The organism is Amycolatopsis nivea (assembly GCF_004522235.1).
GTDB classification, from domain to species: Bacteria; Actinomycetota; Actinomycetes; order Mycobacteriales; family Pseudonocardiaceae; genus Amycolatopsis; species Amycolatopsis nivea.
In genome coordinates this window covers 255,384-280,588 of record NZ_SDLT01000007.1, presented here as the reverse complement: position 1 = coordinate 280,588, position 25,205 = coordinate 255,384, and the positions used below count along the sequence as shown (strand labels likewise).

The 25,205-nt window shown below is 68.9% G+C and carries 24 protein-coding genes, 1 tRNA gene and 1 pseudogene; 15 read left to right on the top strand and 11 right to left on the bottom strand.

All coding sequences use genetic code 11. The features are described 5' to 3' along the window. Nucleotides 1–24 precede the first annotated feature (24 nt). Both EIZ44_RS11480 and EIZ44_RS11475 read right to left on the bottom strand, forming a co-directional pair. Nucleotides 25–699 (bottom strand): hypothetical protein, encoded by a 675-nt coding sequence (locus EIZ44_RS11480; RefSeq protein WP_134728527.1) that lies wholly within the window; start codon nucleotides 697–699, stop codon nucleotides 25–27. Between the two features lie 262 nt (nucleotides 700–961). Then, nucleotides 962–2,407 (bottom strand): M48 family metalloprotease, encoded by a 1,446-nt coding sequence (locus tag EIZ44_RS11475; RefSeq protein WP_134728526.1) that lies wholly within the window; start codon nucleotides 2,405–2,407, stop codon nucleotides 962–964. Between the two features lie 175 nt (nucleotides 2,408–2,582). On the opposite strand from EIZ44_RS11475, the pseudogene EIZ44_RS11470 reads away from it, so the two are divergent. The 3 genes and pseudogenes from EIZ44_RS11470 to EIZ44_RS11460 form a co-directional block, all read left to right on the top strand. Continuing rightward, a pseudogene (locus EIZ44_RS11470) lies at nucleotides 2,583–3,383 on the top strand (RtcB family protein); the annotation flags it as partial. 15 nt (nucleotides 3,384–3,398) lie between these two features. Then, nucleotides 3,399–4,799: an RtcB family protein gene (locus EIZ44_RS46080; protein WP_338081059.1), complete on the top strand. Its 1,401-nt coding sequence runs from the start codon at nucleotides 3,399–3,401 to the stop codon at nucleotides 4,797–4,799. A 57-nt stretch (nucleotides 4,800–4,856) separates the two neighbouring features. Then, a complete protein-coding gene (locus EIZ44_RS11460; protein WP_037808429.1) occupies nucleotides 4,857–5,234 on the top strand; it encodes a DUF8711 family protein in 378 nt (125 codons plus the stop codon). 68 nt (nucleotides 5,235–5,302) lie between these two features. Here EIZ44_RS11460 and EIZ44_RS11455 read toward each other — a convergent pair whose 3' ends face one another. Beyond that, a complete protein-coding gene (locus EIZ44_RS11455; RefSeq protein WP_037809344.1) occupies nucleotides 5,303–6,451 on the bottom strand; it encodes an MFS transporter in 1,149 nt (382 codons plus the stop codon). Nucleotides 6,452–7,122: 671 nt separating this feature from the next. On the opposite strand from EIZ44_RS11455, the gene EIZ44_RS11450 reads away from it, so the two are divergent. Beyond that, the gene (locus EIZ44_RS11450) at nucleotides 7,123–7,680 is read left to right on the top strand and encodes a hypothetical protein (protein WP_037808428.1); all 558 of its coding nucleotides are present in this window, start codon (nucleotides 7,123–7,125) and stop codon (nucleotides 7,678–7,680) included. A 177-nt stretch (nucleotides 7,681–7,857) separates the two neighbouring features. Here the strand turns inward: EIZ44_RS11450 and EIZ44_RS11445 are convergent, their stop codons facing one another. Then, the gene (locus EIZ44_RS11445; protein WP_134728525.1) at nucleotides 7,858–8,910 is read right to left on the bottom strand and encodes an alpha/beta hydrolase; all 1,053 of its coding nucleotides are present in this window, start codon (nucleotides 8,908–8,910) and stop codon (nucleotides 7,858–7,860) included. 185 nt (nucleotides 8,911–9,095) lie between these two features. Here EIZ44_RS11445 and EIZ44_RS11440 point away from each other — a divergent pair, with 185 nt between their 5' ends. The 5 genes from EIZ44_RS11440 to EIZ44_RS11420 all read left to right on the top strand — a co-directional run bounded on the left by EIZ44_RS11440 (nucleotide 9,096) and on the right by EIZ44_RS11420 (nucleotide 12,863). Beyond that, entirely contained in the window at nucleotides 9,096–9,668 is a 573-nt protein-coding gene (locus EIZ44_RS11440) for an NADPH-dependent FMN reductase (RefSeq protein WP_205673106.1), read from the top strand. Nucleotides 9,669–9,801: 133 nt separating this feature from the next. Next, nucleotides 9,802–10,224: an organic hydroperoxide resistance protein gene (locus EIZ44_RS11435; RefSeq protein WP_009084505.1), complete on the top strand. Its 423-nt coding sequence runs from the start codon at nucleotides 9,802–9,804 to the stop codon at nucleotides 10,222–10,224. A gap of 26 nt (nucleotides 10,225–10,250) precedes the next feature. Then, the gene (gene dps / locus EIZ44_RS11430) at nucleotides 10,251–10,727 is read left to right on the top strand and encodes a DNA starvation/stationary phase protection protein Dps (protein ID WP_037808424.1); all 477 of its coding nucleotides are present in this window, start codon (nucleotides 10,251–10,253) and stop codon (nucleotides 10,725–10,727) included. A gap of 96 nt (nucleotides 10,728–10,823) precedes the next feature. Beyond that, nucleotides 10,824–12,215: a glutamate decarboxylase gene (gene gad / locus EIZ44_RS11425; RefSeq protein WP_134728524.1), complete on the top strand. Its 1,392-nt coding sequence runs from the start codon at nucleotides 10,824–10,826 to the stop codon at nucleotides 12,213–12,215. A 21-nt stretch (nucleotides 12,216–12,236) separates the two neighbouring features. Beyond that, on the top strand, nucleotides 12,237–12,863 hold the full coding sequence (locus tag EIZ44_RS11420) for a TIGR03085 family metal-binding protein (protein ID WP_134728523.1): 627 nt from the start codon (nucleotides 12,237–12,239) through the stop codon (nucleotides 12,861–12,863). A 30-nt stretch (nucleotides 12,864–12,893) separates the two neighbouring features. Here the strand turns inward: EIZ44_RS11420 and EIZ44_RS11415 are convergent, their stop codons facing one another. Further along, nucleotides 12,894–14,741, bottom strand: a complete 1,848-nt coding sequence (locus tag EIZ44_RS11415) for a S9 family peptidase (RefSeq protein WP_134728522.1) — start codon at nucleotides 14,739–14,741, stop codon at nucleotides 12,894–12,896. Between the two features lie 39 nt (nucleotides 14,742–14,780). Between EIZ44_RS11415 and EIZ44_RS11410 the strand changes: the two genes are divergently transcribed. Continuing rightward, a complete protein-coding gene (locus EIZ44_RS11410) occupies nucleotides 14,781–15,524 on the top strand; it encodes a methyltransferase domain-containing protein (RefSeq protein ID WP_037808415.1) in 744 nt (247 codons plus the stop codon). Nucleotides 15,525–15,930: 406 nt separating this feature from the next. On the opposite strand, the gene EIZ44_RS11405 is transcribed toward EIZ44_RS11410, so the two are convergent. The 3 genes from EIZ44_RS11405 to EIZ44_RS11395 all read right to left on the bottom strand — a co-directional run bounded on the left by EIZ44_RS11405 (nucleotide 15,931) and on the right by EIZ44_RS11395 (nucleotide 19,349). Beyond that, nucleotides 15,931–16,004, bottom strand: a tRNA-Pro gene (locus EIZ44_RS11405). Nucleotides 16,005–16,033: 29 nt separating this feature from the next. After that, nucleotides 16,034–17,014 (bottom strand): metallophosphoesterase, encoded by a 981-nt coding sequence (locus EIZ44_RS11400; protein WP_439098592.1) that lies wholly within the window; start codon nucleotides 17,012–17,014, stop codon nucleotides 16,034–16,036. A 184-nt stretch (nucleotides 17,015–17,198) separates the two neighbouring features. Next, complete coding sequence (locus EIZ44_RS11395; RefSeq protein ID WP_134728521.1) at nucleotides 17,199–19,349, bottom strand: transglycosylase domain-containing protein; 2,151 nt, start codon at nucleotides 19,347–19,349, stop codon at nucleotides 17,199–17,201. A 338-nt stretch (nucleotides 19,350–19,687) separates the two neighbouring features. Here EIZ44_RS11395 and EIZ44_RS11390 point away from each other — a divergent pair, with 338 nt between their 5' ends. Continuing rightward, on the top strand, nucleotides 19,688–19,981 hold the full coding sequence (locus EIZ44_RS11390) for a WhiB family transcriptional regulator (protein WP_020664154.1): 294 nt from the start codon (nucleotides 19,688–19,690) through the stop codon (nucleotides 19,979–19,981). A gap of 37 nt (nucleotides 19,982–20,018) precedes the next feature. On the opposite strand, the gene bagB is transcribed toward EIZ44_RS11390, so the two are convergent. The 3 genes from bagB to EIZ44_RS11375 are packed head-to-tail and all read right to left on the bottom strand — an operon-like array spanning nucleotide 20,019 to nucleotide 22,412. Continuing rightward, entirely contained in the window at nucleotides 20,019–21,137 is a 1,119-nt protein-coding gene (gene bagB / locus EIZ44_RS11385; protein WP_037808406.1) for an ATPase BagB, read from the bottom strand. After that, on the bottom strand, nucleotides 21,137–22,141 hold the full coding sequence (bagA, locus tag EIZ44_RS11380; RefSeq protein WP_037808405.1) for an ATPase BagA: 1,005 nt from the start codon (nucleotides 22,139–22,141) through the stop codon (nucleotides 21,137–21,139). The genes bagB and bagA overlap by 1 nt, the downstream gene beginning before the upstream one ends. Nucleotides 22,142–22,163: 22 nt before the next feature. Next, nucleotides 22,164–22,412, bottom strand: a complete 249-nt coding sequence (locus EIZ44_RS11375; protein WP_037808403.1) for a hypothetical protein — start codon at nucleotides 22,410–22,412, stop codon at nucleotides 22,164–22,166. 140 nt (nucleotides 22,413–22,552) lie between these two features. Here EIZ44_RS11375 and sp36 point away from each other — a divergent pair, with 140 nt between their 5' ends. From sp36 to EIZ44_RS11355, 4 genes are read left to right on the top strand one after another with little or no spacing between them, the layout of a single operon-like run. After that, complete coding sequence (sp36, locus tag EIZ44_RS11370) at nucleotides 22,553–22,714, top strand: Sp36 family protein (RefSeq protein WP_020664158.1); 162 nt, start codon at nucleotides 22,553–22,555, stop codon at nucleotides 22,712–22,714. 10 nt (nucleotides 22,715–22,724) lie between these two features. Continuing rightward, complete coding sequence (locus tag EIZ44_RS11365) at nucleotides 22,725–23,180, top strand: RidA family protein (RefSeq protein WP_037808400.1); 456 nt, start codon at nucleotides 22,725–22,727, stop codon at nucleotides 23,178–23,180. Next, nucleotides 23,180–23,809: a hypothetical protein gene (locus EIZ44_RS11360; protein WP_037808399.1), complete on the top strand. Its 630-nt coding sequence runs from the start codon at nucleotides 23,180–23,182 to the stop codon at nucleotides 23,807–23,809. The genes EIZ44_RS11365 and EIZ44_RS11360 overlap by 1 nt, the downstream gene beginning before the upstream one ends. 38 nt (nucleotides 23,810–23,847) lie before the next feature. Further along, the gene (locus EIZ44_RS11355) at nucleotides 23,848–25,035 is read left to right on the top strand and encodes a hypothetical protein (RefSeq protein WP_037808398.1); all 1,188 of its coding nucleotides are present in this window, start codon (nucleotides 23,848–23,850) and stop codon (nucleotides 25,033–25,035) included. The last annotated feature ends 170 nt before the right edge of the window (nucleotides 25,036–25,205 follow it).

Sequence of the window (25,205 nt, the reverse complement as noted above, 5' to 3'; positions counted from 1 at the left end):
CCTTGTCCAGGGGCCGGGCAGTTTTCACTTCTTCTTCTGCCGCGGCTTGATCGGTTTCAGTCCGAACGCGACCCGGATCTCCGGCTTCTGCAACGGGCGCAGCACCGCCTGCATCAGGAAACCCCACAGGATCAGCCCGACCGGCGCGCCGCCCCCGGCTCCCGAACTCATGGCCAGCGACAGGATCGCGCCGAGCAGCAGCATCGCCATGAACCCGCACTCGAGCCAGATGAGAGCGAGCATCACCCCGCGCTGCCGCCTGCCCAGCAGGACGGCGCACACCACCAACGCACTGGTCAGCGCCGAGTTGATTACCAGGATCGTCACCGGCAGGGTCACGGTGCCCGACGTGCCGCCAAGCCCGAGCAGGTAACCGACGAACGCCGCGAGCGCCAGGTAGAGCACGGCCTGGCCGCCGATCGCCCACCGCATCGACCGGATTCCTCGTCGCACCTCCTGCTCCGCGTTTTCGCCGGACGCGGGCATCGGCTGGGATGGACTGGACGGGATCACCTCGGACACCACCTCTTGCTCGGGAACCAGGCCAGGAGACCACTGGTCGTTCGGGACCGGTCCCCGCTGCTTGGCGAGCCGGCAGGCTTGGTTGCGGTGCGTCCGGAATTCGTGAATGGCTCCGTAACCGCTGTACGACCACACCCGTCCGGACGCGCTCCGGCCGAGGTGGCGGAATTGTTCCACCGCTTAGGGGCCACGCCGGAGTTCGACGAGCGCGGCTTCGACGCGCTTGTCCCCTCCTCGGCGAAGGTCCACATTAGATCGTGGGTGCCGAACCACTTGTCACACCAATACTGCAGGGCGCGCGCTGGAATCCCGTGAATTGCTCCGCGCTGACGTACTTCGCCCCCGCGCGCTGCGGATCTGCCACGCCACGTTCGTGAGCGCGTCGGCGTGCACCGCGGAACGGTGTAGAGCTTGATCAGTCCCAGCAAAGGGTTTCCTCTCAGGAACGAACCGGGGCGAGCAACGCGCGGAGCGGAGCGGTGTCCCCGTCGATCGCCGCGCCGACGGCGGGATCCAGTTCGGCGGCGTACGGTTCGGCCAGCACCAGCTTCGCTGGTCCAGACCAAGACAGTTCCCAGTGTGCCGCAACGGCTTTGGCGAGCATTGCGTGCAGCACAATGGACAGTCTCAAGTGGACTTGCGCTCGGTAGAGTTCGCGCTCCGGCCGCGCCCGGGCCTCCGGCGGAGCCGTGGGGTCGGCGAGTTCCTCGAGGCGTCCGGCGTCGAGCAGGTCCAGCAGATCGTCGAGACGGCGGCTGCGGAGGATCCGCAGCGCCTCGGCCTGATTCGAATCGCGCACGCCGATGTCGACGAGGCTGGCCCAGTCGAGCTTCTTCTTCGAGGACACTCCCTCCGTGAAGCCGGTGATCAGTACCGCATCGAGCAGCTCCGGTCCGTTGTGGAGAAGGTCCATCGCCGGTCGCTCGCCGCCGGGCGGAACCGGGACGGCCGGAGCGGCTTCCAGCAGCGCGATCCGTTCTGCCATCGGCGGGTGGCTGTCGTACTTCGAGGCAGGCCGCGACGGCGGATTTTCCCGCAGGGAAGCCATTTCCTCCGCGCGCTGATCGTCGGAGAGCAGCAGCTGGTAGCCCTCGGTCATCCGCGCCGGCAGATAGCCGGAGGACCAGGCGACCGTCGCGTAGTCGTTCAGGAACACCCACCAGGCGGTGTCGAGGACTTCGACCTCGCGCAGCGCGCTGGCCGCGGCCGCGCTGCCGGCGACGCGTGCGGAATCGGTGTCGGCGGCGAGTTCCTGTTGCTGACTCACGCGCGCAGAGACCTGGAAATACACGGCGGCGTACGCGGTGAAGATCGGCCGCACCAGCCGGCCGGACCCAGCCGAGCTGAGTCCGTTCACGACTCGCCCGATCGTCTGCCGTCCGCGATAGGTCGCGCCGGCGAAGCGGGTGTGGCGATTGCTGTAGTGGCCGAGCTCGTGCCCGAGAATGGCCCGGAGCTGGCTGACCCGCATCCCGGCGAAAAGCTGCGCGCCGATGAACATCCGGCGCCGCCGCACGCGCAGCCCCGCCCAGTGCGTCTCCTCGTTCACCGCCGCGTTGACCTGCGGAACGAGGTAAATCTCGTCCGGCGGCCGGGTGCCGACCTCCTGAGCGAGCTCGCGGACGGCCGCCCACAGTTCGGGCTGCTCGCCGGGCGTGACGAGCACACCGTCGACGTCGTCGTGCGACCGCTCGAACGTCAGCAGGGCGGTGACCAGCACGTACAGCACGGGAACGGCGAGGAAGCCGAGCCGTATCGCGGTGACCGGATGACCGTGGAACGCCTCGACCTCGAGCCAGATCAGCGCCCCGGCGACGGCGAGCATCAGCACCGGAAACCCGGCCAGCAACAAGACCGCGAGCGTCGCCCGCAATGAGTACCTCATGGAAAAACGGAATCCTCCCCAAGACCGGCACCCTCGGCGAACCGGTCGTCCGAGCCGTTATCGACGGAAGCGCCGATTTCGTTTCACCGATGCACCGGTGTTCGAAAACCCGTTGTCGCCAGGGCTCGAGTGCCGGATGCTGAGCGGGCAAACTTCGTTCTGGGAAAGGAAAGTCATGTACACGGCAGTGGACGGCGCGCGGGTTCCGATCCGGATGTGGGCAGATCCCGCGTCGGTCGAAGACCAAGCGATGCGGCAGCTGCGCAACGTCGCGAACCTGCCGTGGGTGCACGGCGTCGCGGTGATGCCGGACGTCCACTACGGCAAGGGCGCCACGGTCGGCAGCGTCATCGCGATGCGCGATGCGGTCTCCCCGGCCGCGGTCGGCGTCGACATCGGCTGCGGGATGAGCGCGGTGCGGACCTCGCTGACCGCGAGCGACCTGCCCGACGATCTCGGCAAGCTGCGCAAGCGGATCGAATCGGCGGTGCCGGTCGGGTTCGGCCTGCACAAGACGCCGGTCAACACCTCGAAGGTGCACGGCGTCGGCGGCTGGGACACGTTCTGGAAGTCGTTCGGCGACCTGCACGAGGGAGTCCAGGACCTGCGCAAGCGCGCGCATCTGCAGGTAGGCAGCCTCGGCGGCGGCAACCACTTCATCGAGGTCTGCCTCGAACAGGGCGGCTCCGACGAGGGCCGGGTCTGGCTGATGCTGCATTCGGGTTCGCGCAACATCGGCAAGGAACTCGCTGAGCGGCACATGGCGATCGCGCGGAAACTGCCGCACAACCGCGATCTGCCGGACCCCGACCTGTCGGTGTTCGTCGCGGACACGCCGGAAATGCAGGCGTACCGGCGCGACCTTTTCTGGGCACAGGACTACGCGGCACGGAACCGGGCGACGATGGTCGCGCTGGTGAAGCTCGCGGTCGCGGAAGTGATCCCGGGGACGACGTTCGATGACGCAGTTTCGTGCTTCGCCGCCGAAACCATGGTTATGACCGACGCGGGCAGCCGTCCGATCTCGGAGCTGTCGGGCGGTGTGCATACGGTGCTTACCGAAGGTGGCGAGTGGGTGAAGGCACCGGTGAGGTCCTTCGGCCAGCAACCGATCTGGGAGGTGGTAATTGGTCGCTTCGGAGAGGAGCGGACGATACGCACAACCCGAGAACACCGTTGGCTGCTGCGGCCGAAGACGGCGCACAACCGGACTGAGGCGACAACGGAAGGTCTCCGGGTCGGAGACCGCCTCGCATACGTGTTCCCAGCACGCAGCCCCGGCCTGATGCCGTCCCGCGAAGGGATCGCTCGTGGATTCGTCTTTGGTGATGGATCCATTTCTGGTCGCGGAATGGCGCATGCCGACTTCTATGGGAAGAAGGACGAAGCTCTTCTGCCCTTCTTTGACCGAGCAGAGAGCGTGCGGACGTACTACTACACGTACAGCAGCGCTGGGGCGAAGAAGAAGCACGTGACCGCTGACGACGTCCAAGCCCTTCGGTCTGAGGGAGTCGTGGTTGGGACGATGAAGCGACTCGGAGGTCTTCCTCGCGAGTGGAAGCGTGAATACCCTCGCGTCGATGGACCGCCGGCAGAACTTTACGGGTGGCTCGCGGGCTACTTCGCGGCCGACGGGGAGGTAGGCAAGACAGGTCGTCCTGCGATCTGGTCCGCGAACAGGCAGCACCTAGTGTTCTTCAAGGAAGCGTGTGACTCGCTGGGTATCTGGACGCTTCCGATCCGGCGGAGAGTTCGTACTGGGTTCGGCTCGGTCGACACTCCGGTGTTTGTGATGGGCCTGTCGCGAGCTGATCTCACGCCCGAGTTCTTTATCCACGACGAGCACCGGGCCCGTTGGGAAGCCAACCGCGATGCTGTCGAACGGCGTGGCTGGACAGTCCGCGCTGTGCGTGCCACCGATGAGATCGAGGAGGTGTTCTGTGCCGTAGTCGAGGACACCCATTCATTCGCTCTCGACGGGAACATTCTCACGGGCAACTGCCATCACAACTATGTCGCCGAGGAAACCTACGACGGCGTCGATCTGCTCGTCACCCGCAAGGGCGCGATCCGGGCCGGCTCCGGCGATCTCGGGATCATCCCGGGCAGCATGGGGACGGGCTCGTACATCGTGCGCGGACTCGGCAACACCGCGTCGTTCGAATCCGCGTCCCACGGAGCCGGACGGCGGATGTCGCGGACGAAGGCCCGCAAGACCTTCACCGCCGCCGACCTCGCCGCGCAGACCGCGGGCGTGGAATGCCGGAAGGACACCGGGGTCGTCGACGAGATCCCGGCCGCGTACAAGGACATCGAGACGGTGATCCAGGCGCAGACCGACCTGGTCGAGGTGGTCGCTCACCTCAAGCAGGTCGTGTGCGTGAAGGGATGAGGGGTTCCCGCGGGCGAATCGCGCCGGTGCGCCCGCGGGAGCCGCTACCCTGATGGCATGAAGAGCTGGGGGGTGGCGGTCGCCTTGGTCGCGGCCGGAACGTTGCTGGCCGGATGCGACCAGGTCGATTCGGCGGTCAATCAGACGAATTCAGCGGTGGACAAGGTCTCCACGTGCACCGAAGCTCTGGGCCTCGCGGACCTGAACCCGTTGGTGGACGGCGACAAGCTCAAGGCCCGCGCGCAGGACAAGGAACGGCGGCTGCGCGAGCTGGCGGCCGACGTCAAGGAAGAGGACGTCAAGAACGCCCTGCTCGGCATGGCCGATTCGTACGTCCAGGTGCAGAAGGAACACCTCGAGGACGCCGGGGTGATCGCCCGGTGGACCAAACGGAACCTGGAAAAGCTCGACGGGCTGCGCAAAGCCTGCACCTGACCCTTCGCAGAGATCCGTGAATGGCCCCTTCACGGACGTCCGCGTCGCGGACCGCGCCCGGCAACAGCTCAGCGGCGAGCCCGCACCGCAGCCGCCAGCGAAGGGGTCCGCACCGAGCTCCGGCGTAGCGACCACACCAGCCCCAGCGCCGCCAGCGCCAGTCCGCCGAATCCGGCCGCCGCGAAACCCCACGCCGGGCTCGAATGGTCGATCGCGAAGCCGACCACCGGGCTCCCCGCGGCCAGCCCGAGCCGCGTCGACGCGTCCTGCAGGCCCATCGCCTCGCCGCGGACGGCGGGCGGCGCGAGTTCGCTGACCGCCTCCGTGGTGGCGGCGAGCGTCGGGGCGCAGACCAGGTTCGTCGGGATCAGCACGAGCATCAGCAGCCACCACGGCTGCGTCACCAGCCCGACCGGGATCACCAGCAGCGCGAGCAGCAGCATCAGCAACCCCTGCGGCAGCGACTTCCGCACCGCGCCGTGCACGATGCCGCCGATCATCGACGCCGCGCACATCACCGCGATGACCAGGCCGGTCCAGCCGACGTCGCCGTGCGAGCGCAGCGCCGCCAGCGTCGCGACCTCCGTGCCGACCAGGCAGAACAGCGTTCCGGCGGCGATCAGCAGGGTCGCCAGCAGCCGTCCGGTGAGCCAGGACCGCAGCGGCGGCCGCACGATGCCGGCCGGGGCGAGTTCGTCCTCGTTCCGGATCGGCGGGTTGAGCAGGAAGATCAGCAGCGCGGTGACGCCGAAGATGGTGCCGATGCCGCTCAAGGTCAGCGTCGCCGACAGTTGCGAGATCGCCGCGATCCCGGCCGCCGGGCCGATCATGAACGACGCCTCGACCAGGATCGTGTCCAGCGAGTACGCCGCGCGCCGCTGGTCGGCGGGCACGAGCGCGGCGAGGATCTGCCGCGCCAGCGAACCCGCGGGCACCGACAGCACGCCAGCAGGCAGCGCGCACACCACCAGCGCCTCGTACGAAAGGTGCGGAGCCGCGAACCAGAACGCGGTGGACGACAACCCGCACACCGCGACCACCGGGCGCAGGCCGTACCGGTCGATGGTGCGCCCGATCACCGGCGCGCCGAGCGCCATGCCCAAGGTGACCGCCGCGCCGACGACGCCCGCCGCGCCGTAGCCCCGGCCGAGGCCGCTGACGACGTACAGCGTCAGCGTCACGCCGGTCATCGTCATGGGCACGCGTGCGAAGAACATCAGCGCCATCGACGGGCGGAGGCCGGGGACGCTCAGGACGCGGCGATAAGGCTGAAAAGGCACGTACCCCATGAGAGCAAGAGTTGGTACGAGCGTGCAACTTCTTTTCGTCACACTCGCTGAGCGGCACCCGCCACCCGTCCGGGTGTCGTGCAGGCGTTCGGCGGACCCGGAAAATGCGAGCGCGACCTGGGTGATAACTTCATCGGCAGCACGGAAAAGCATTCTCGCCGCCCATTCGCGAACAGTTTTTCACATTTCTGCGCCGACCTTGGAGTTTTCCGGTCGAAGCGGCGGAGGTCCCCAGGAAAAAGGGGAGCGGACCCGAATGCGGGCGGCGGTGCGTGCGTGGGGGACCCCCACGGTCGGACGAGCGAGATCGCGCGTCCCGACAGGGTGATGAAGGTAATCGATCACGAACTACGCCTGTGTGGGTGAGCGATGCCGCCGTTCGGGCAATCCGGCTACTATGAGTCAGATTCAGGTCCGCGGTCCGTGATCGTCGGGGGACGCGCAAGCCGTCCACGTTAATCAATTGCGGGCCGGTTCCCGATTCTTGGATTCGGCACGTAAGGGTTAGAAAAACTCCCTATCCGGTGATCGGCTGGTGTTGGGCCGACACGGCGGGTATCGATTTACCCGGCAGGTCCCAGAGGCCAGGGAGGTAAAGAATGAAAGGCAAGATCGGGCGGATCATCGCTGTGGTCGCCGCGGGCAGTCTGCTGGCCGTCGGCACCTCGGGGATGGCCTCCGCGAGCCCGGCGGGCGGCAAGGGGTCCTCGGCCACTCAAGCCGTCGCCGCGCAGGTACTGCAGATGCGGGACGACCTGACCAAGGTCGCGTACGCCGGCGATGTCGCCAAGACGAGGGCGGACCTCACCCGGCTCAGCCCGGTGCTCGCCGACATCGCGGCGGGCAAGCGCTACCAGGTCCAATCCGAAACCCAGCAACTCTCGTCGGCGGCGAAGGTCCGCGCGGACGAGTCCAACCGGCTCCTCGGCGACCCGACTGCGACGCCGCGGCAGATCCCGCCGCTGCCGATCCCGCCGTTGCCGGACCTGCCCGGACCGCTCAAGGCGGTGAGCGACCTGGTCAAGGGCCTGCTCGCCGCGGTCACCAGCCTGCTGGCCGGGCTGCTCGGCGGAGTGCCGGTACCGCCGCTTCCGGTGCCGACGCCACCGCTGCCGGCCCCGCCGGTGCCCGCCCCGGTGCCAGTGCCTGGGACCTGAACGGCCTGACGGGGAGGGGGAAAGGCCCGGAGCCTGGTGCGGTTCGCCGCGCCAGGCTCCGTTCCATGTCCGGGTTCGGATGTTGAATGTTGACCGACAACCCCGCTCACAAGCGGTTGGCGTGCCCCGCTCGCAGCGTGTCCGCGCTCGGGCATCCGTCCTAACCGGCAACCCCGCTCACGAGCGCTTGGCGAGCCCCACCCGCAGCGCGCCCGCCATCTCCGCGATCGCCTCGCGGAACCGGGTCCCCACTCCGGCGAAGTTGAGGAATCCGTGGATCAGGTCGGCCTGCCTGCTGACCGCCACCGGAACGCCCGCCGCACGCAGTTTTTCCGCGTACGCCTCGCCTTCGTCGCGCAGCGGGTCGAAGCCCGCGGTGACGATGTAGGCGGGCGGGAGTCCACTGTGGTCAGACGCGAGCAAAGGCGACATCCGTGGGTCGGCTTTGTCGACGCCCTCCGGCGCGTAATGCCCCTCGAACCACACCATCGCCTCGTCGGTGAGGAAGAGGTCTTCGCCGAACAGTTCGCGAGACCGGCGTCGCGTAGTGAAGTCGACCGCCGGGTAGATCAACAGCTGGAACGCGGGGGCCGGTCCGCCCCGCCGGGTCGCCTCCAGTGCGACGACGGCGGACAGGTTGCCGCCCGCGCTGTCGCCGCCCACCGCGATCCGGTCCGGGTCCGCGCCGAGGTCGGCCGCCTTGGCGTGCGCGTAGTCGAACGCGGCCAGCGCGTCCTCCACCGGTCCGGGGAACGGGCATTCCGGCGCGAGCCGGTACTCCACCGACAGCACCCGGACCCCGGCGTGTTTCGCGAGGTAGCGCGCGGCGTTGTCGTGCGTGGCCCGGCTGCCGATGACCCATCCGCCGCCGTGGAAGAACACCAGCAGCGGCGACGGTTCCGGCAGGCCGGCCGGGGTGTAGAGGGTGGCTTCGAGGGACGCGTCGCCGGACGGGATGGCGACGTCGCGGGTCGCGACCGGGTCGATCCGTTTGCCGTTGACCAGGTGCTGGCTCGCTTCCAGCAGCGCCCGGGACCGCTCGACCGACCCGTTGACCAGCGAAGCACCGGAGAGCTTCTGCAACCGCAGCAGCAACTGGGCGTCGAGGGCGAGCTCCTGGCCGTCCAGCCGCAGCGGTGCTCCGGCGATCAGCCTGCGCACCGGCCTGGGCAGCCAGAACAGCAACTGCGCGGCGGCAGCCTGGGCGCGGATCTGCAGCGGAATGGCCATCGTTCCTCCTCGAACGCCGGATGAGCCGAGGTTACTTGCCAGTAGGTACGTTGGTCCAGTCGGTGTGTGACCCAGGCCTCCGTCTCAGATCCTGGTCCTCCAGTTAGGTGGAGGGGTTAGCCTCAAAACAGGCCAGCGTGGCGCAGCCACTCCGTTGAGGGTGGTGGTGGGGAGGAAGGTCGGAAGTGACTTCGGGACAAAAGGTCAAGGTGCTGGGCATTGGCGGCTCGCTGCGCGAGGGCTCGCAATCCGAGCGCGCGTTGCGCATCGCGCTCGCCGCCGCCGAGGAACGCGGCGTCGTGACCGAGCTGATCCCCGGTCCGGAGCTGGTCCTTCCGTTCTACGACACCGCGACCCCGGAGCGGGACGAACGCGCGCGGAAGCTCATCGAGGGCGTGCGCCAGGCGGACGGGCTCATCGTCGTCTCGCCCGGTTACCACGGCGGGCTGTCCGGGCTGGTCAAGAACGCCCTGGACTACATCGAAGACCTCCGCGAGGACACCCGCCCCTACCTCGACGGCCGCGCGGTGGGGCTCGCCGCCGTCGCGTACGGCTGGCAGGCCGCGGTCACCACGCTCGAACAGCTCCGCACGATCACGCACGCGTTGCGCGGCTGGTCCACCCCGCTGGGTGGTTCGATCAACTCCGCCGAGACGAAATTCGACGAGGGCGGCGGCGCGTCCGACGAGAAGAGCGTCCGCACGTTGCGGCTCATCGGGGAGCAGGTCGCGGAGCACGCGTTGCTTCGCTCACGCTGAGGTTTCCCCTCCTCGAATCCCGGTTATTCCCGGGGTGATGACTGCCATGCCGGGGCACGGTTCCGCGGATGCGGGGCGTTGAACTCATTGCGACGCTGACTCCGGAGGCGTCCCCGATGAGGAGGTAACACGCATGGCCGAGCCGATTTACACCGCCGTCGCGACCGCGCGAGGAGAAGGCCGCAACGGCGACGTGACGTCCTCGGACGGCGTGCTGGACGAGTCGCTGGCGATCCCCAAGGAAATGGGCGGTCCCGGCGGCGACAAGACCAACCCGGAGCAGCTGTTCGCCGCGGGGTACTCCGCGTGCTTCCTGAGCGCGCTGCAGGCCGTGGCCCGGCAGGCGAAGGTCGCGCTGCCCGCCGCGACGGTGACCGGTTCGGTGAGCGTGTTCAAGAAGGACGTCGGGTTCCAGCTCGGCGTGCGCCTTGACGTTTCGCTGCCCGGTTTGGCGAAGGCCGACGCCGACCAGCTGGTCGAGCAGGCGCACCAGGTCTGCCCGTACTCCAACGCGACCCGCGGCAACATCGAGGTGGAGCTGACCACCACCGTCTGACCCAAGACAGAGGAGGGACACCCGAGATGACCACTTCCCCGATCAAGAGCCCGCTTTCCGAATCCGACAAGGAGATCACCGGCAACGCGCTGCAGGCGACGCTCGCCGACCTGATCGACCTCTCGCTGATCGCGAAGCAGGCGCACTGGAACGTAGTGGGCCAGAACTTCCGCAGCGCGCACCTGCAGCTCGACGAGCTGGTGTCGACCGCGCGGCAGTACGTCGACGAGGTGGCCGAGCGCGCCGCCGCGATCGGGGTTTCGCCCAACGGCAAGGCGAAAACCGTCGTGGCGACCTCCGGTGCGCCGGAGTACCCGGACAACTGGCAGTCCGTCGAATCGACCATCGCGGCGATCGTCGACACGCTCGCGGCGCTGATCGAACGGCTCCGCAAGCGCATCGACGAGACCGACAAGAGCGACCTCGTGACGCAGGACCTGCTCATCGAGATCACCCGCGCGCTGGAAGAGGCGCACTGGATGTGGCAGGCGCAGCAGGCCTGACCCGCGCCGCCTGACGAAAAGCCGTCCGCCGTTGTCGCGGACGGCTTTTCGTTCATCCGGTGGTCGTCGCGGGTGCCCGGCAGTAGGTTCGCTGACATGGTGCTGCATCAGGGGAAACAAGATCGGGCAGACCGGAAGACCGGCACGAATCCGTTGTACGCGGGGAGCAATCCGGCGCTCGCCGCGGACTTCACGATGCCGCGCGACCGGCTGCGGGACGATTCGCTGCCGCCGGACACGGCGCTGCAGCTGGTGCGCGACGAGCTGATGCTCGACGGCAACGCGCGGCTCAACCTCGCCACGTTCGTCACGACGTGGATGGAGCCGCAGGCGCGCGAGCTGATGGCCGAGTGCGTCGACAAGAACATGATCGACAAGGACGAGTACCCGCAGACCGCGGAACTCGAGCGGCGCTGCGTCAACATCCTCGCCGACCTGTGGCACGCGCCGGATCCCGCCGACATCATGGGCTGCTCGACCACCGGGTCGTCCGAGGCGTGCATGCTCGCCGGAATGGCGTTGAAGCGCCGCTGGTCGAAACTGGGCCGCACCGGGAAGCCGAACCTGGTGATGGGCGTCAACGTCCAGGTGTGCTGGGAAAAGTTCTGCGAGTACTGGGAAGTCGAGCCGCGCCTGGTGCCGATGCAGGGCGACCGGTACCACCTGTCCGCGGAAGAAGCGGTGAAGCTCTGCGACGAGAACACCATCGGCGTCGTCGCGATCCTCGGCTCGACCTTCGACGGCAGCTACGAGCCGGTCGCCGAGGGCGCGGCCGCCCTCGACGCGCTGCAGGAGCGAACCGGCTGGGACATTCCGGTGCACGTCGACGGCGCGTCCGGCGCGATGATCGCCCCGTTCCTCGACGAGGACCTGGAGTGGGACTTCCGGCTGCCGCGCGTCGCGTCGATCAACACCTCCGGGCACAAATACGGCCTCGTGTACCCCGGCGTCGGCTGGGTGGTGTGGCGCGACAAGGCGGCGCTGCCCGAGGAACTGGTGTTCAACGTCAATTACCTCGGCGGCGACATGCCAACCTTCGCGCTCAACTTCTCCCGCCCCGGTTCGGAAGTCGCCGCGCAGTACTACACGTTCGTCCGGCTGGGCCGCGAAGGTTTCCGTGTGGTGCAACAAGCTTCCCGCGACGTGGCGACCTACCTGGCCGAGGAGATCTCCAAACTGGGGCCGTTCGAACTGCTCACCCGCGGCGACCAGCTGCCGGTATTCGCCTTCACCACCCGTTCGGATGTCACCTCGTTCGACGTCTTCGACGTGTCCCGCCGCCTCCGCGAACGCGGCTGGCTCGTGCCCGCGTACACGTTCCCGGACAACCGCACCGACCTGGCGGTCCTGCGCGTCGTCGTCCGCAACGGCTTCACCCACGACCTGGCTGACCTGCTGCTCGGCGACCTGAAGCGGATCCTTCCGGAACTGAACCGGCAGCCGTCCCCGCAGCACGACCCGGCCACGTCGACCGGTTTCCACCATTAACTGGCGAGTAACCTAGCTGACATGGGCCTTGCCAAGGATGAACGCCAAGCGCTGAGCGACCTCTTCGAGCAGCTCGGCCCGGATGCCCCGACCCTGTGCGAGGGCTGGCAGACGCGGGACCTGGCCGCGCATCTGGTCGTGCGGGAGCACCGGCCGGACGCGATGCCGGGGATCGTCGTGCCCGCGCTGGCCGGGCACACGCAGAAGGTGCAGGACGGCGTCGCGGCGCGTCCGTGGGACGACCTGGTCGCCCAGGTCCGCCGAGGCCCGTCCCGGTTCTGGCCGACGTCCATCGGCCCGGTGGACGAGGCGACGAACAGCGCCGAGTTCCTGGTGCACCACGAGGATGTCCGCCGGGCACAACCGGATTGGACCCCGCGCCCGGCCGATCCGTCGCGGGACGGGGCGGCGTGGCGGCTCGCGACGCGGACGGCGAAGCTGAACCTGCGCAAGTCCCCGGTCGGGGTGGTGCTGCGGACCCCGGACGGCCAGTCGGCTTCGGTGAAGTCGGGCGCCCCGGTGGTCACGGTGGTGGGCGAGCCGGTGGAACTGCTGCTTTTCGTCTTCGGGCGGGACGCGGTGCAGGTGACTTACGAGGGTGACGATGCCGCGATGGCGCAGTTGAAGGGCGCCAAGCGCGGGCTGTGATCCGGGCAGACCCCTGGGCGGCCCGAACCGTCAGCGCATTCCCAGCGCCCGCAAGGCGAAGTACACCTCGATGGACGTCTGCTTGATCGTCTCGGCGATCACCAGCGAGCCGTGCCCGGCGTCGTAGCGGTAGAACTCGTGGGGTGCGTCGCGCTTGGCGAGGCGGTCCAGGTAGTTCTCGATCTGCCGGATCGGGCAGCGCGGGTCGTTGTCGCCGGCCAGGATCAGGACCGGGGCGGCGACCGCGTCCACGTACGTCAGCGGCGAGCACTCGCGGTACACCGCGGGCACGTCCGCCGGGGAGCCGCCGAACAGGGCGCGGTCGAACGAGCGCAGCTGCTCCATCTCGTCCTCGTACGCGGCCACGTAGTCGGCCACCGGCACGCCCGCGACGCCGGCGGCCCATCGGGTCGGCTGGGTGCCCAGCGCCAGCAGGGTCAGGTATCCGCCCCACGAAGCGCCGTTCACGACGCACTTGTCCTTATCGGACAGTCCACTTTCGACTGCCCAGTCGTGCACCGCCGCGACGTCTTCCAGTTCGGTCAGGCCAGGGCGGCCTTCGATGGCGTCGCGCCACGCCGAGCCGTAGCCGGTGGAGCCGCGGTAGTTCACCTCGACCACGGCGAATCCGGCGTCCAGCCAGGTCGCGCGGTAGGCGGAGAACCGGTCCTCGTCAGCCGCGTGCGGGCCGCCGTGCAGCGAAAACACCGTCGGCAACGGGCCTTCGGGAGCATTCGCCGGACGGGAAACCAGCGCGTGGATCCGGCCGCCGACCCCCTCGACGAACGCGTCGGTGACCGGCGACGAACGCGGCGCGCGCTCGCCCGGCGGCGTCAGCAGGACCGAGTCGGTGCCGTCGGCCGCGCGGGCACGGACCGCTGCGGGCTCCGCGGCGCTGGACCACGAGTACTCGATGGTCCCGTCCGGCCGCACGCCCGCGCCGCCGATCCGTCCGGCCGGAGTGTCCACAGCGGACAGTTCGCCGGTGTCGAGGTCGTAGCGGTACAACGAACTACGCGCCTCATGGAAGTGCACGACGAGCAACGCGCGTGCGTCCGGATACCAGTCCGCGACGACCTCGCCGGGCAAATCGATCAGCAGTTCGGTTTCGGTGTCCGCCTGCACGTCCCACACCAGCAGTTCTTCGCGACCGCGGCGTTCGTGCAGGACCAGCACGCGCTGGTCGCCCGGCAGCGGCGAGAACTCCAGTGCCTGCAAGCCTTTTCCTTCGCCGTCCCACTTCTCCGCGACGGTGGCGAACCCGTCAGTGGACAGCACGCGCAACGCCGGGTGCCGGGAATCCCCGTGCTCGGAATGGGAAATGGCGAGCAGGCTTTCGTCGCGCGACATCGACGCGATCCCCGCGTCGTCCGCGTGCTGATAGAACCGCTCGGTCACACCGTCGATTTTCGCGAAGAGTTCGCTGCCGTCGTCGGTCGAAACACCGGCCGCGATCACTCGCTGGCCGATTTCCAGACCGGCCGGGTATCCGTCGTGAATATCGGGCAGTGCTTTGACCGCCGCGGAACTGTCGCCGTCGAACGGCTGGGTGCGCCAGGACCCGAACTCGTCGCCGTCGGTGTCGTCGAACCACCAGATGGCTGTTCCGTCGGGCGAGGGCGTCGCGTGCAGGGTGCCGTTGGGCCGGTTGGTGACTCGCCGGTGACTGTCGGTGGCCCGGTCCCACGCGTAAACCTCCCATACGCCACTGGCGTTGGAGACGTACACGTTGGCCTCAGGCGCGTCGCGGGCCCACTCGGGCACCGAGATGCGCGGCGCGTGGAACCGCGCCAGCCAGCGCTTTTCGGCTTCGGGGTCGTCGAACAGGCGGTCCGGGACCACCGCGGGCGGATTTTGGTTGCCTGACTGCGTGCTCACCCCTCGATCCTGCCACCTTCCACCCGTACTCTGTGCGGGGTGCTGGAGGGTTACGCGCCGGGCTATGCCCAAGACGCGCTGTCGACGATGAACACGCGCACAGCGAGTGACCGCGCCGCGTTCGCCCGATCACTCTTCACCCCAGGCGCACGAGTCCTGGACCTGGGTTGTGGGCAAGGTTCGCTTCTCAGTGCCCTGACCCCGGCCGTGCGGGTGGTCTGCGTCGACGTCTGTCCACCGGAACCGGCTTTGCCGTCGACAGCGGACTATGTGGCTGGAGCGGTCTACGCACTTCCCTTTGCGGCTTCATCGATCGACGTGGTGTTCTCTCATTCGCTCTTCGAGCATCTGTCCGACCCGCACGCGGCTCTGACCGAAATCCGCCGCATCCTGCGCCCTGGAGGCAGGCTGGCGTTGGCCGCGCCGGACTGGAGCCGCGCGAAAATCCGGCCCAGAACAGCAAACGTGGACGCCGCACTGCGCGGCTACTACCTCGTGCGCCGCCGCGCGGGCGGAGACCCTTTCGCGGGCCGCGCTATCGCCGCCCACGTCGCCGACGCAGGATTCACCGACATCGTCGAACGCGCTCGTTTTCGGGAAGACCTGTCCTACCGATCCTTGGCCGCCTACATGGAATCCCGGCTGGCCGTCGCCCTGTCGGAATCCGGCGCGAACGAGCGTGACCAACTGACCTCCGCGGCTCGTTCCGCCTGGTCCTGGGCAAGAACGGCCGCCGTGGGGGACTTTCAGCAGTGCTGGCAAGAGTTGACCGCTACGTGCTGAACACACCCGCTGCCGCGAGAACGACGGGTATCGCCCCGAGCGCAACGCAAAACAAGCCCGCACACCGCGGCGATTCCCGATGCGATCAGCGCGAGCCCGAGAACCAGGATTACCGTTCTCGCAGTCCGGAAGTTCCGGCTGTCGTCTGGCATTTCGGCACGATACCGTGGCCGATAAATTGAGCCGCGCATTTTCGCACTGCCTCAGAAAGGCAATTGCTTTCCGCGTACGCCCGGATCGTGACTTCGCGATCGGCACGGGGAGCAGGCGATCAAGGACGAACACTGCGCCGGGAGCTCCGGACCGGCCGGGCAAGGCCACTGCCGGTCCTCGGGCGAACCCGGGAAGGCGGCGAAACTATGAAGGCCGGGTAGTCGCGATCTCGTGACTACCCGGCCTTCATGCGTCGGGGTGGCGGGATTTGAACCCACGACCTCCTCGACCCGAACGAGGCACGCTACCAAGCTGCGCCACACCCCGAGGTACTGCTTAGCGGGTCGAGAGTAAGTCTAGCGGACGGGTTTCGCGGCTTTACGCGGGGCTGGTTTGCGGGGGTCGGAGGCCCCGGATCCGCGCGGGACCAGCGTCAACAGGCTCGCTTCGGGCGGGCAGGCGAAGCGGGCGGGGGCGTAGGGGGAGGTGCCGAGTCCGGCGGAGACGTGCAGCCACATCCGGGCTCCCCAGCGGGAGGCGCCGCGGGCGCGGCTGCGGTCGAGTTCGCAGTTGGTGATGATCGCGCCGTAGCCGGGGATGCGGAGTTGCCCGCCGTGGGTGTGGCCGGCGAGGACGAGGTCGTAGCCGTCGGTGGCGAAGGTGTCGAGGACGCGCGGCTCCGGGGAGTGCGTGACGCCGATGCGGACGGCCGCGGTGGTGTCGGCGGGTCCGGCGATGTCGGAGTACCGGTCGCGGTGGAGGTGCGGGTCGTCGACACCGGCGGCGAAGACGGCGCGGCCGCCGACGTCGACCGTGCGGCGGACGTGCGTGAGGTCGACCCAGCCGTGTTCGACGAAGGCGGCGCGGAGGTCGCGCCAGGGCAGCTGGGTGCCGTGAATGCGCTTCTTTTTGCCGCGCGGCATGAGGTAGCGCGCGGGGTTCTTGGGTTTGGGCGCGTAGTAGTCGTTGCTGCCGAAGACGAACAGCCCCGGCCGGTCCAGCAGCGGGCCGAGCGCGCGGAGCACGGAGGGGACCGCGGTGCGGTGGGAGAGATTGTCGCCGGTGTTGACGACGAGGTCCGGTTCGAGCTCGTCGAGCGCGGCGACCCAGCGTTGCTTGGCCTGGTGACCGGGGAGCATGTGCAGGTCGGAGACGTGCAGGATGGTGAACGGCGGCGTACCGGGCGCGAGCACAGGCAACTCGGCGGTCCGCAGGATGTAGCGACGGCGTTCGATGCCGACGGCGTAACCGAGAGTGGCGGCCCCGAGGGCGATGATCCCTACGGCAAACCGCTTCGCGGTGCCCCCGGGCGGACTGGCGTTACCGAGCGTGCTCACATGTTCGAGGATACGTGTTCGGCCATCCGGAGGGGTGGCCCCGGCTCAGTCGGTGAGCTTGACCTCCCGTTTCACCGGGGCTTCGCGGGGTCGAGGTGGATTGGACCAGTCGGACGACGACGGGTGAACCCGGACAAGCGAAACGGGGCGGGAGATCGCGTCTCCCGCCCCGTTTTCACCGGATTCAGTTGGTATACGCCGGATCCTCCGGCGGCAATGGCACGACCGGCTGGCCCTCCATGATGTTCTTCATCGCGCCGAACCAGGTCCGTGCGGGGGTATTGCCGCCGAACATGTTGCCCCTGCCGCAGGTGTAGACGTTGCCGACGCCGCCGTCGCAGATACCGCCAGTGCCGCCTTCCGGACGGAACACCATCGCCGCACCGGCCATCTGCGGCGTGCCCGCCACGAAGGTCGCCGAGCCGTTGTTCTGGGTCGTCCCCGTCTTGCCGACGAGCGGCCGGTTCCAGCCGACGCCCTCGGCCGCCTTGGCGGACGTGCCACCGGGCTGGTCATCCTTGCTCATCCCGACCGCCATGGTGTTGGCGAGGCCTTCCGGGACGACCTGCTCGCACGCCGCTTCCTTGATCGGCACCGGCTTGCCGTCGCGGTCGGTCACCGCCGCCAGCGGGGTCGGCGGGCACCATTTGCCGCCGCTCAGGATGGTCGCCGCGACGTTCGCCAGTTCCAGGCCGCTCGTGGGGCTGAAGCCGAGCGTGAACGCACCCGTGCCCGGATAGTTCGGCTTGGGGCCGTAAGCCTGGGCCTGGCTCTGGTTCTTGCCCGAGTCGTTCGACTTCGGGTCGACCTTTCCGCCGCCGGGGTTGCTCGCCATCGTCTCGCGCATGCCCAGCTTGACCGCCATGTCGATGCCCGGCCCGGTGCTGCCGATCTTGTCCTCCAGCGCCACGAACGCGGTGTTCGGCGAGGTCGCCAGCGCGTTCTGCAGCGAGGTCGAGTCGCCGTAGTTGCCGGCGTTGCCCACGCAGTACCAGCGCGAGTTCAGCGGCGGGCCGGTCGCCGGGCAGTGGTTGCCGCCACCGGTGAAGACGTGCGAGACGTAGCTGTTGCCGACCGGGATGTTGCTGTAGATCCCCGCGATGTGCTGGTTCAGCACGGCCGCGGTGGTGAAGATCTTGTAGCTCGACCCCGCGCCGCCGGTGTTGAACACGCCGGACGGGAGCGCGTAGGTGGTCTGCCCTTGATCCGCGTCGATCCCGTAGTCCCGGTTCGCCGCGAGCGCCACCACTTCGTGCCGGTCCTTGCCGGGCCGGATCAGCGAAAGCGTGTTCGCGACGTTCTTCTGGGTTTTGCTCACCTGGGTTTCGGCCGAGACCTTCGCCTCGTGATTGGCCTTCTCGTCCAGCGTGGTCTTGATCGTGTAGCCGCCGGTGTACAGCTGGTCCTCGGTCATCCCGGACTTGAGCAGGTAGTCCTGGACGTACTGGCAGAAGAACCCGTTCTCCGGACCGGCTCCGGTGCAGTTCGACGCGGGCTTCTGCGGGGTGTCCGGCACGATGCCGAGCGGTTCCGCCTTGAACTTGTCCGCGTCCGCCTTCGCCAGTTTCTGGTTGCTGACCATCCGGTCCAGCACCAGGTTGCGCCGCTTGGTCGCCTTGTCCGGGTGGTTCCACGGGTCGAGGACGATCGGGTTGTTCACGATGCCCGCGAGCAGCGCGGCCTGCGGGACGGTCAGGTTCTCCGGCGTGGTGTTGAAGTAGGCGTGCGCTGCCGCTCCGATGCCGTAGATCTGCCGGGAGAACTCGACGATGTTGAGGTAGCCAGCGAGAATCTGGTCCTTCGAGAGCTTGGTCTCGAGGTTGATCGCGATCCGGGCTTCCTTGAGCTTGCGCGAGAGCGACTGTTCCTGCGCCTTCGCCTGCCCGTTCTTGTCGCCGCGGTAGACGACGTTGATCAGGTAGTTCTTGACGTACTGCTGCGTGATCGTCGAGGCGCCCTGCGTGTCCCCGCCCGCGGTGTTGGAGACGGCGGCGCGCAGCGTCCGTCCCCAGTTCACCCCGTGGTGCTCGTAGAACGCCTTGTCCTCGGCCGACAGCAGCGCCCACTTCAGCGCCGGGTTGATCTGGTCCGGGCGGACCGGGATCCGGTACTGCTTGTACAGCGTCGCGATCGGCTTGCCGCCGGAGTCGGTGATAGTCGTCACCAGCGGCGGGGGGATGTCGGCGAGGTCGGACGACGTCTTGTCGACCGTTTCGCTCGCCTGGTTGGACACGACCCCCGCGGCGCCCACCACCGGGAACATGATCCCGGCGACCAGCACCCCTGCCAGCAGGCACAGGCCGAGGAGCTTGAAAAGACCATCCGTTTTGCGCACGAAAGCCAGGGTACTGAAGCCCCGTGTCGCCTTCGTGACCTCACGCCCGCGCGCCCCCCGCGAGCGATCATTAACAGGCCCCCGTGTCGTGACCTTTGGTAACGGAATGCATGCTAGGTCTCGACGGAGGGAACCGAGGGACCCTACAGTCCGTCAACGTCTCACGTAGATGCCGACAGACGGAGCAGCCCGGGTGGGAGCCTGGCTGGTCCGGACGGCGGCAGCGGCACCGGGGAGGTGCCGTCACCGACGTGCGGCGCAGTGGGAAACGCTCGCGGGGGTGGGAGCGGGAGCTTCGCCTTCGCTGGTGCCATACACCAGATGAGGGAGCTGGGGGTATGCAAACCAATCAGGTTGGCTGGCGGGTCGATGCCTCGTGCCGGGACGCTGATCCCGACGGGTTGTTCGTGCGAGGTGCCGAACAGAACAGGGCGAAAGCCGTGTGCATGGGGTGCCCGGTCCGCACCGAATGCCTCGCCGAGGCACTCGACGGCCGGATCAATTTCGGGGTCTGGGGCGGGATGACGGAACGGGAGCGGCGCGCCCTGCTGCGCCGTCGTCCGGACGTGACCAGCTGGACCGACCTGCTCGAAGCGGCCAAGCGGGACGCGCTGGCCGCCGCGGCGGGCTGAACCTGCTCGTGAGCGGCTGTGTTTCGCGCACAGCCGCTCACGACGTCAGCTTTGCTCCGATGTCGCGCAGGCCCTCGAGGTCGTGGACGTCACCGGCGAGCGCGGGCACCCGGGTCAGCGGCACTTCCGGATGCGCGCGGGTGAAGCGCGCCAGCAGCCGGTTCTCGCGTTCGGCCAGCGCGACGCGGTCGGCGTGCAGCCGCAGCACGGCCTCGGCGAGCGGCGCGTTCTGCACTGACTCGGCAGCGGTCAGCGCTTCGGTCGCGGACAGCGGCGCGAGCACCGGATGCGTGCGGTTGGCGACCAGTCCGGCCAGCGGCATCGATTCGCCGGCGAGCCGCTCCACGAAGTAGGACGCCTCGCGCAGCGCGTCCGGCTCCGGCGCGGCCACCACGAGGAACGACGTGCCCGAGGACCGCAGCAGTTCGGCGGTCTTGCGCGCGCGTTCGCGGAATCCGCCGAACATGCTGTCGAAGGCCTGCATGAACGCCGACGCGTCGGCGAGCAACTGGCCGCCGATGATCGTCGACACGGCCTTCGCGAACATCGAGAACCCCGCGCTGACCACCTTGCGCAGACCCCAGCCGCCCGCCTTCGCCGGACCGGTGAGCAGCCGGATCATCCGGCCGTCGAGCGCGGTGGACAGGCGGGTCGGCGCGTCGAGGAAGTCGAGCGCGGACCGGCTCGGCGGCGTGTCGACGATGATCAGATCCCATTCGTCGGTCGCCGCGAGCTGGCCGAGCTTCTCCATCGCCATGTACTCCTGCGTGCCGGAGAACGACGTGGAAATGGTCTGGTAGAAGGGGTTCTGCAGCAGCTGCTCGGCCCGCTCAGGCCCGGCGTGCACGCGCACCATGTCGTCGAACGTGCGGCGCATGTCGAGCATCATCGCCCACAGTTCGCCCTTGGGCTCGAAGCCCTCGACCCGCACCTGCTTCGGGTGATTGCCCAGTTCGCGCAGCCCGAGCGCCTGCGCGAGCCTGCGTGCCGGGTCGATCGTGAGCACCACGGTCTGCCTGCCGCGTTCGGCGGCCCGCAGCGCGAGCGCCGCCGCGGTGGTGGTCTTGCCGACGCCGCCGGAACCGCAGCACACGATCACGCGGCTGTCCGGGTCGTCGAGGAGGGCGTCCACGTCGAGCGTCGGGTCGGCGGGCATCAGCGCACCCCCTGTTCCTGCAGCGTTTCGGCGAGTTCGTAGAGCGCGGCGACGTCGACGCCGTCGGTGAGGTCCGGCAGCTCCAGCGTCGGCAGATCGGCCTCGGCGAGCTGTTCGCGGGCCCGTTGCTCGGCGGCGACCCGGACGGCGTGCTCCACGGTTTCCTCCACGAGCGCGTCGAGCGTCGCCTCCGGCAGGTTCAGCCCGGCCGAGGCGAGGCCGGAGCGCACCCGGTCGGCGTCCACCCGGCCGTCGGCGGCCGCGGTCACCGAACGCGCGGGCAGCCGCGGCGGACGGACCCGGTTTACGAGCACGGCGCCCGGCCGCAGATCGGCCCCGTCGAGCTCGGCCACCGCTTCGACGGTCTCGCGCACCGGCATCTCCTCCAGCAGCGTGGTGAGGTGCACGGCGGTCTCGCCGGAATGCAGCAGCCGGACGACGCCGTCGGCCTGGCCGCGGATCGGGCCGGTCTTGGCGAGGTCGGTAAGAGCCTTGGTGACGTCGAGGAACTTCACCACGCGCCCGGTCGGCGGCGCGTCGACCACGACCGCGTCGTAGGTGTGGCGCCCGTCGGATTCGGTGCGCCCGACGCATTCCTTGATCTTCCCGGTGAGCAGGACGTCGCGAAGGCCCGGCGCGAGCGTGGTGGCGAACTCGATCGCCCCCATCCGGCGCAGCGTCCGCCCGGCGAAACCGAGGTTGTAGAACATCTCGAAGTACTCGAGCAGCGCCGCTTCGACGTCGATGTGCAGCGCGCGCAGTTCGCCGCCGCCCGGGACCGACGCGATCCGCTGTTCCGCGTACGGCAGCGGTTCGGTGTCGAAAAGCTGTGCGATGCCTTGCCGTCCCTCGACCTCGATCAAGAGCACCCGGCGGCCATTGCGGGCGAGTGCGAGACCCAGCGCCGCGGCGAGCGTGGTCTTGCCGGTTCCGCCCTTGCCGGTGACGAAGTGCAGCCGGGCCCTGGCGAGCTCGTCGGTCCAGCCGGCGGAGGGTGTGGTCACATCCTCAACACTAAACCGGTGCTCAGCTGGCCAGCATCATGACGCTGACCGCAGCGGCGACCACCGCGACGACGATCCAGGTCACCACGCCGGGCAGCACGGTCAGCGTGAGCACTGCCACCACGATCAGCCCGGTGAGGGTGACCGCCCCGGCGATCGCCACCTGGCCCGAATCGTTGACCCGGTCCCGCGTTTTGGCCATCACGGCCAGCACGAGCGGCACCCCGGCCACGGCGAGCAGCACGGTCGCGACGATCCGCCAGGTCTCCACGCGCCCACGCTAGCGAGCGACGATCGGATGTGAACTGACCCACACTCACCCGGCCTACCAGGCGCTCCCCTGGACGGGTGACGGGCTTTCGGCGGCGGCGGTCCGGAGGGGCCTTGCCCGCTTGGTTACGCTCCCGAGTCATGAGTGCGACCAAATGGGAGTACGCCACCGTCCCGCTGCTGATCCACGCTACGAAGCAGATCCTCGACCAGTGGGGCGAGGACGGCTGGGAGCTGGTGACCGTGCTGCCCAACCCGAGCGGCGAACAGCACGTCGCGTACCTGAAGCGGCCGAAGAGCTGAGGGGGCGGCGTTGACCTGGAGCGACCGGCTCGCCGAGCTCGGCATCGAACTGCCCGGAGTCGCCGCACCGCTGGCCGCGTATGTGCCGGCCGTGCGCTCCGGCTCGCACGTCTACACCTCCGGCCAGCTGCCCTTCGTCGACGGCGCGCTCGCCGCGACCGGGAAGGTCGGCGGCGAGGTCAGTCCGGAGGAAGCCAAGGGCCACGCCCGCACGGCGACGCTGAACGCGCTCGCCGCGGTGCACGCCCTCGTCGGCATCGACTCTGTTGTCCGGATTGTCAAGGTGGTCGGTTTCGTCGCCTCCGCGGAGGGCTTCACCGGCCAGCCCGCGGTCGTGAACGGGGCGTCCGAACTGCTCGGCGAGATCTTCGGCGACGCCGGGGTGCACGCTCGTTCTGCCGTCGGCGTCGCGGAGCTTCCGATCGCGTCGCCGGTGGAAGTCGAACTGATCGTGGAGGTGAAGTGATGGATCCCGACATCGAACAGTCCCTGCACGAACTGCTGCTGCGGCTCGCCGGCCGTACGCCGGACCAGCTGTTGTGGCGGTTCCGCGACTGGCTCGGCGAAGGCGCGATGGGGACGCTCGCGCGGACCCTGCCGAGGTCTTTGCTCAAGCACAGGATCGATTTGGACCAGGCGGAGTACCGCCTGCTCGTGGCCGGTCTGATCCCGCACGGCGCCGACTGGCACCAGGTGAGTTCGACCCTGGGGGTAGACGACGTCACCGAGACCAGGTACACATTCACGCAGAGTGCGCCCGAATGGGTGAACTCCGTCGACTCTGTGTCCGTCTTGCTCCACGCGACGTTGCGTGGACGCGCGGATGTGGGGGAAGTACGGCAGAGCTGGCGGCGCCTCGGCGCTTCCGGCGAGGGCGGGGCGAAGCGAGTCCTGCTGGTGACGGCGACCGCGGGACAGCCCCGGCTCACCGGTGAACTGCAGCGGGTGCTGCGGGTCATGGGGGACGAGGAACCGAGTGTCGAGGTCATCCCGCCGCGCTTCGACCTTCCCGGGTACCACCGGGCCGCGCTCGCCGAGTCCGAGCTGGTCTGCGTAGGCGCCGCGGGCGCCGGTCATCGACTTGTCGCCGCTTAACGCTCGTTGCCGCCAGGCGAGCTGGGAGGAGCAGAGCCATGGTGGAGGTTCACGACGGCCCGATGGACGGGTTCTCGGTGCCCCTGCGCCTGCATAACTTGTTGCTGGCCCTGGCGGGCCGCATCGACGACAGCGCGCTCACCGAAGCGCGGGAACTGATCGCCCGTGCCCACATCGACGAGGCGGTGGAACTCACCACCGGCACGTTGATCGCGGGCCGGATCGCGGTGAGCGAGGCCGAACAGCGCGAGCTGGCGCTGGTGCTCGAGATGAGCCGGTCGGACGCGACGCTCGCGAACGACCTGCTGGTCACCGACCACGAGCCGATGCACACGCACCGGTTCACGGGCGACAACCAGCCGGAGTTCGGTCTCGCCGAGGCGCTCGACCGGACCTTGCAGGTGCTGCCCGACGTGCGTTCCGTGCACGCGGTGTGGCGCAACACCCCGGCGGGCAGTGTGCCGGGCGCGCTGCCGCAGCGGGTCGTGCTGGTCGAACTCGGCCCCGAGGGCAACCCGCCCGCGGTCGCGTTCCGGGTCGACACCGCGCTGCGCCGGGCGGGCATCCGCTCGGTCGTGGAGGTGAGCGGTCCGGGGATCCCGCAGTCGGATTACCACCAGGCCGCGGGCGCCGTCGCGAGCCCAGTGTGGGTCACCGGCAGCACGCATTCGGCCCCCGACTACCGGCCGGAACCGACGCCGCAGCGCAGCGCCCCGGCGCCCGCTTCGGCCCCGGTCCCCGAACCGGTCTCGGAAGCGCCGAGCCGGCACGGGCACCGTCAGCCCGAACCGGAACCGGTAGCCGCCGCCGAGCCGGTGGTCCCGGTCGCGCCGGTGGTGCCGATCGTGCAGGCCGTGCCCGCACAGCCGGTGTCGATGCCGGAGCCGGCGGCCGAGCCCGCCGCGTCTTCGGAGCGGCCAAGGACGGCCGGGTCGGAAACGCGTGCCGAGCGCACGTCGGACCTGACCCCGTCCGAGGTGGCGCAGCTGCGGCGCGCGCTGGCCGAGGACCCGGAGAAGGGCCGCGAGATCGCCGCGGGCAAGCCGAGCATGCACGAGGTGGTCGAGCTGCCCGCGCTGGATCTGGACGATCCGAGCCTGTCCGAACGCGACCGCGCGCTGCTGCGCGAGCTGCACGAGGAACTGGCTGAGCGCGAGCGTGCCGAGGCTGCCCGATTGCGGCTCAACGGCGCGTCCCGTTCCGGCGGGGACCAGCACTGGTCCTGAGCCCCTTGTTGTTCCGTGAAGGGCTCCTTGAGGGAAGCAGATTCCCGCAAGGAGCCCTTCACGGCTTTCGGCCGACCGGACGCGCGCGACGGCGGTTCTGGGCTGGCTCGGGTTGCGGTTCGGGAAGTCCGCCCTGAGCGACTCCGAGTCCGTGCGGGTTCCTGCCGCGA

Excerpts from the sequence above, each read along its gene's own strand:
- EIZ44_RS11390 (WP_020664154.1), top strand. The coding sequence starts at position 19,688 with ATGCAAACCAATCAGGTTGGCTGGCGGGTCGATGCCTCGTGCCGGGAC.
- EIZ44_RS11455 (WP_037809344.1), bottom strand. The coding sequence starts at position 6,451 with ATGTTCTTCGCACGCGTGCCCATGACGATGACCGGCGTGACGCTGACG.
- bagB (WP_037808406.1), bottom strand. The coding sequence starts at position 21,137 with ATGCCCGCCGACCCGACGCTCGACGTGGACGCCCTCCTCGACGACCCG.
- EIZ44_RS11450 (WP_037808428.1), top strand. The coding sequence starts at position 7,123 with ATGAAAGGCAAGATCGGGCGGATCATCGCTGTGGTCGCCGCGGGCAGT.
- EIZ44_RS11460 (WP_037808429.1), top strand. The coding sequence starts at position 4,857 with ATGAAGAGCTGGGGGGTGGCGGTCGCCTTGGTCGCGGCCGGAACGTTG.
- EIZ44_RS11435 (WP_009084505.1), top strand. The coding sequence starts at position 9,802 with ATGGCCGAGCCGATTTACACCGCCGTCGCGACCGCGCGAGGAGAAGGC.
- gad (WP_134728524.1), top strand. The coding sequence starts at position 10,824 with ATGGTGCTGCATCAGGGGAAACAAGATCGGGCAGACCGGAAGACCGGC.
- EIZ44_RS46080 (WP_338081059.1), top strand. The coding sequence starts at position 3,399 with ATGGTTATGACCGACGCGGGCAGCCGTCCGATCTCGGAGCTGTCGGGC.
- EIZ44_RS11355 (WP_037808398.1), top strand. The coding sequence starts at position 23,848 with ATGGTGGAGGTTCACGACGGCCCGATGGACGGGTTCTCGGTGCCCCTG.
- EIZ44_RS11360 (WP_037808399.1), top strand. The coding sequence starts at position 23,180 with ATGGATCCCGACATCGAACAGTCCCTGCACGAACTGCTGCTGCGGCTC.
- dps (WP_037808424.1), top strand. The coding sequence starts at position 10,251 with ATGACCACTTCCCCGATCAAGAGCCCGCTTTCCGAATCCGACAAGGAG.
- EIZ44_RS11420 (WP_134728523.1), top strand. The coding sequence starts at position 12,237 with ATGGGCCTTGCCAAGGATGAACGCCAAGCGCTGAGCGACCTCTTCGAG.
- sp36 (WP_020664158.1), top strand. The coding sequence starts at position 22,553 with ATGAGTGCGACCAAATGGGAGTACGCCACCGTCCCGCTGCTGATCCAC.
- EIZ44_RS11445 (WP_134728525.1), bottom strand. The coding sequence starts at position 8,910 with ATGGCCATTCCGCTGCAGATCCGCGCCCAGGCTGCCGCCGCGCAGTTG.
- EIZ44_RS11475 (WP_134728526.1), bottom strand. The coding sequence starts at position 2,407 with ATGAGGTACTCATTGCGGGCGACGCTCGCGGTCTTGTTGCTGGCCGGG.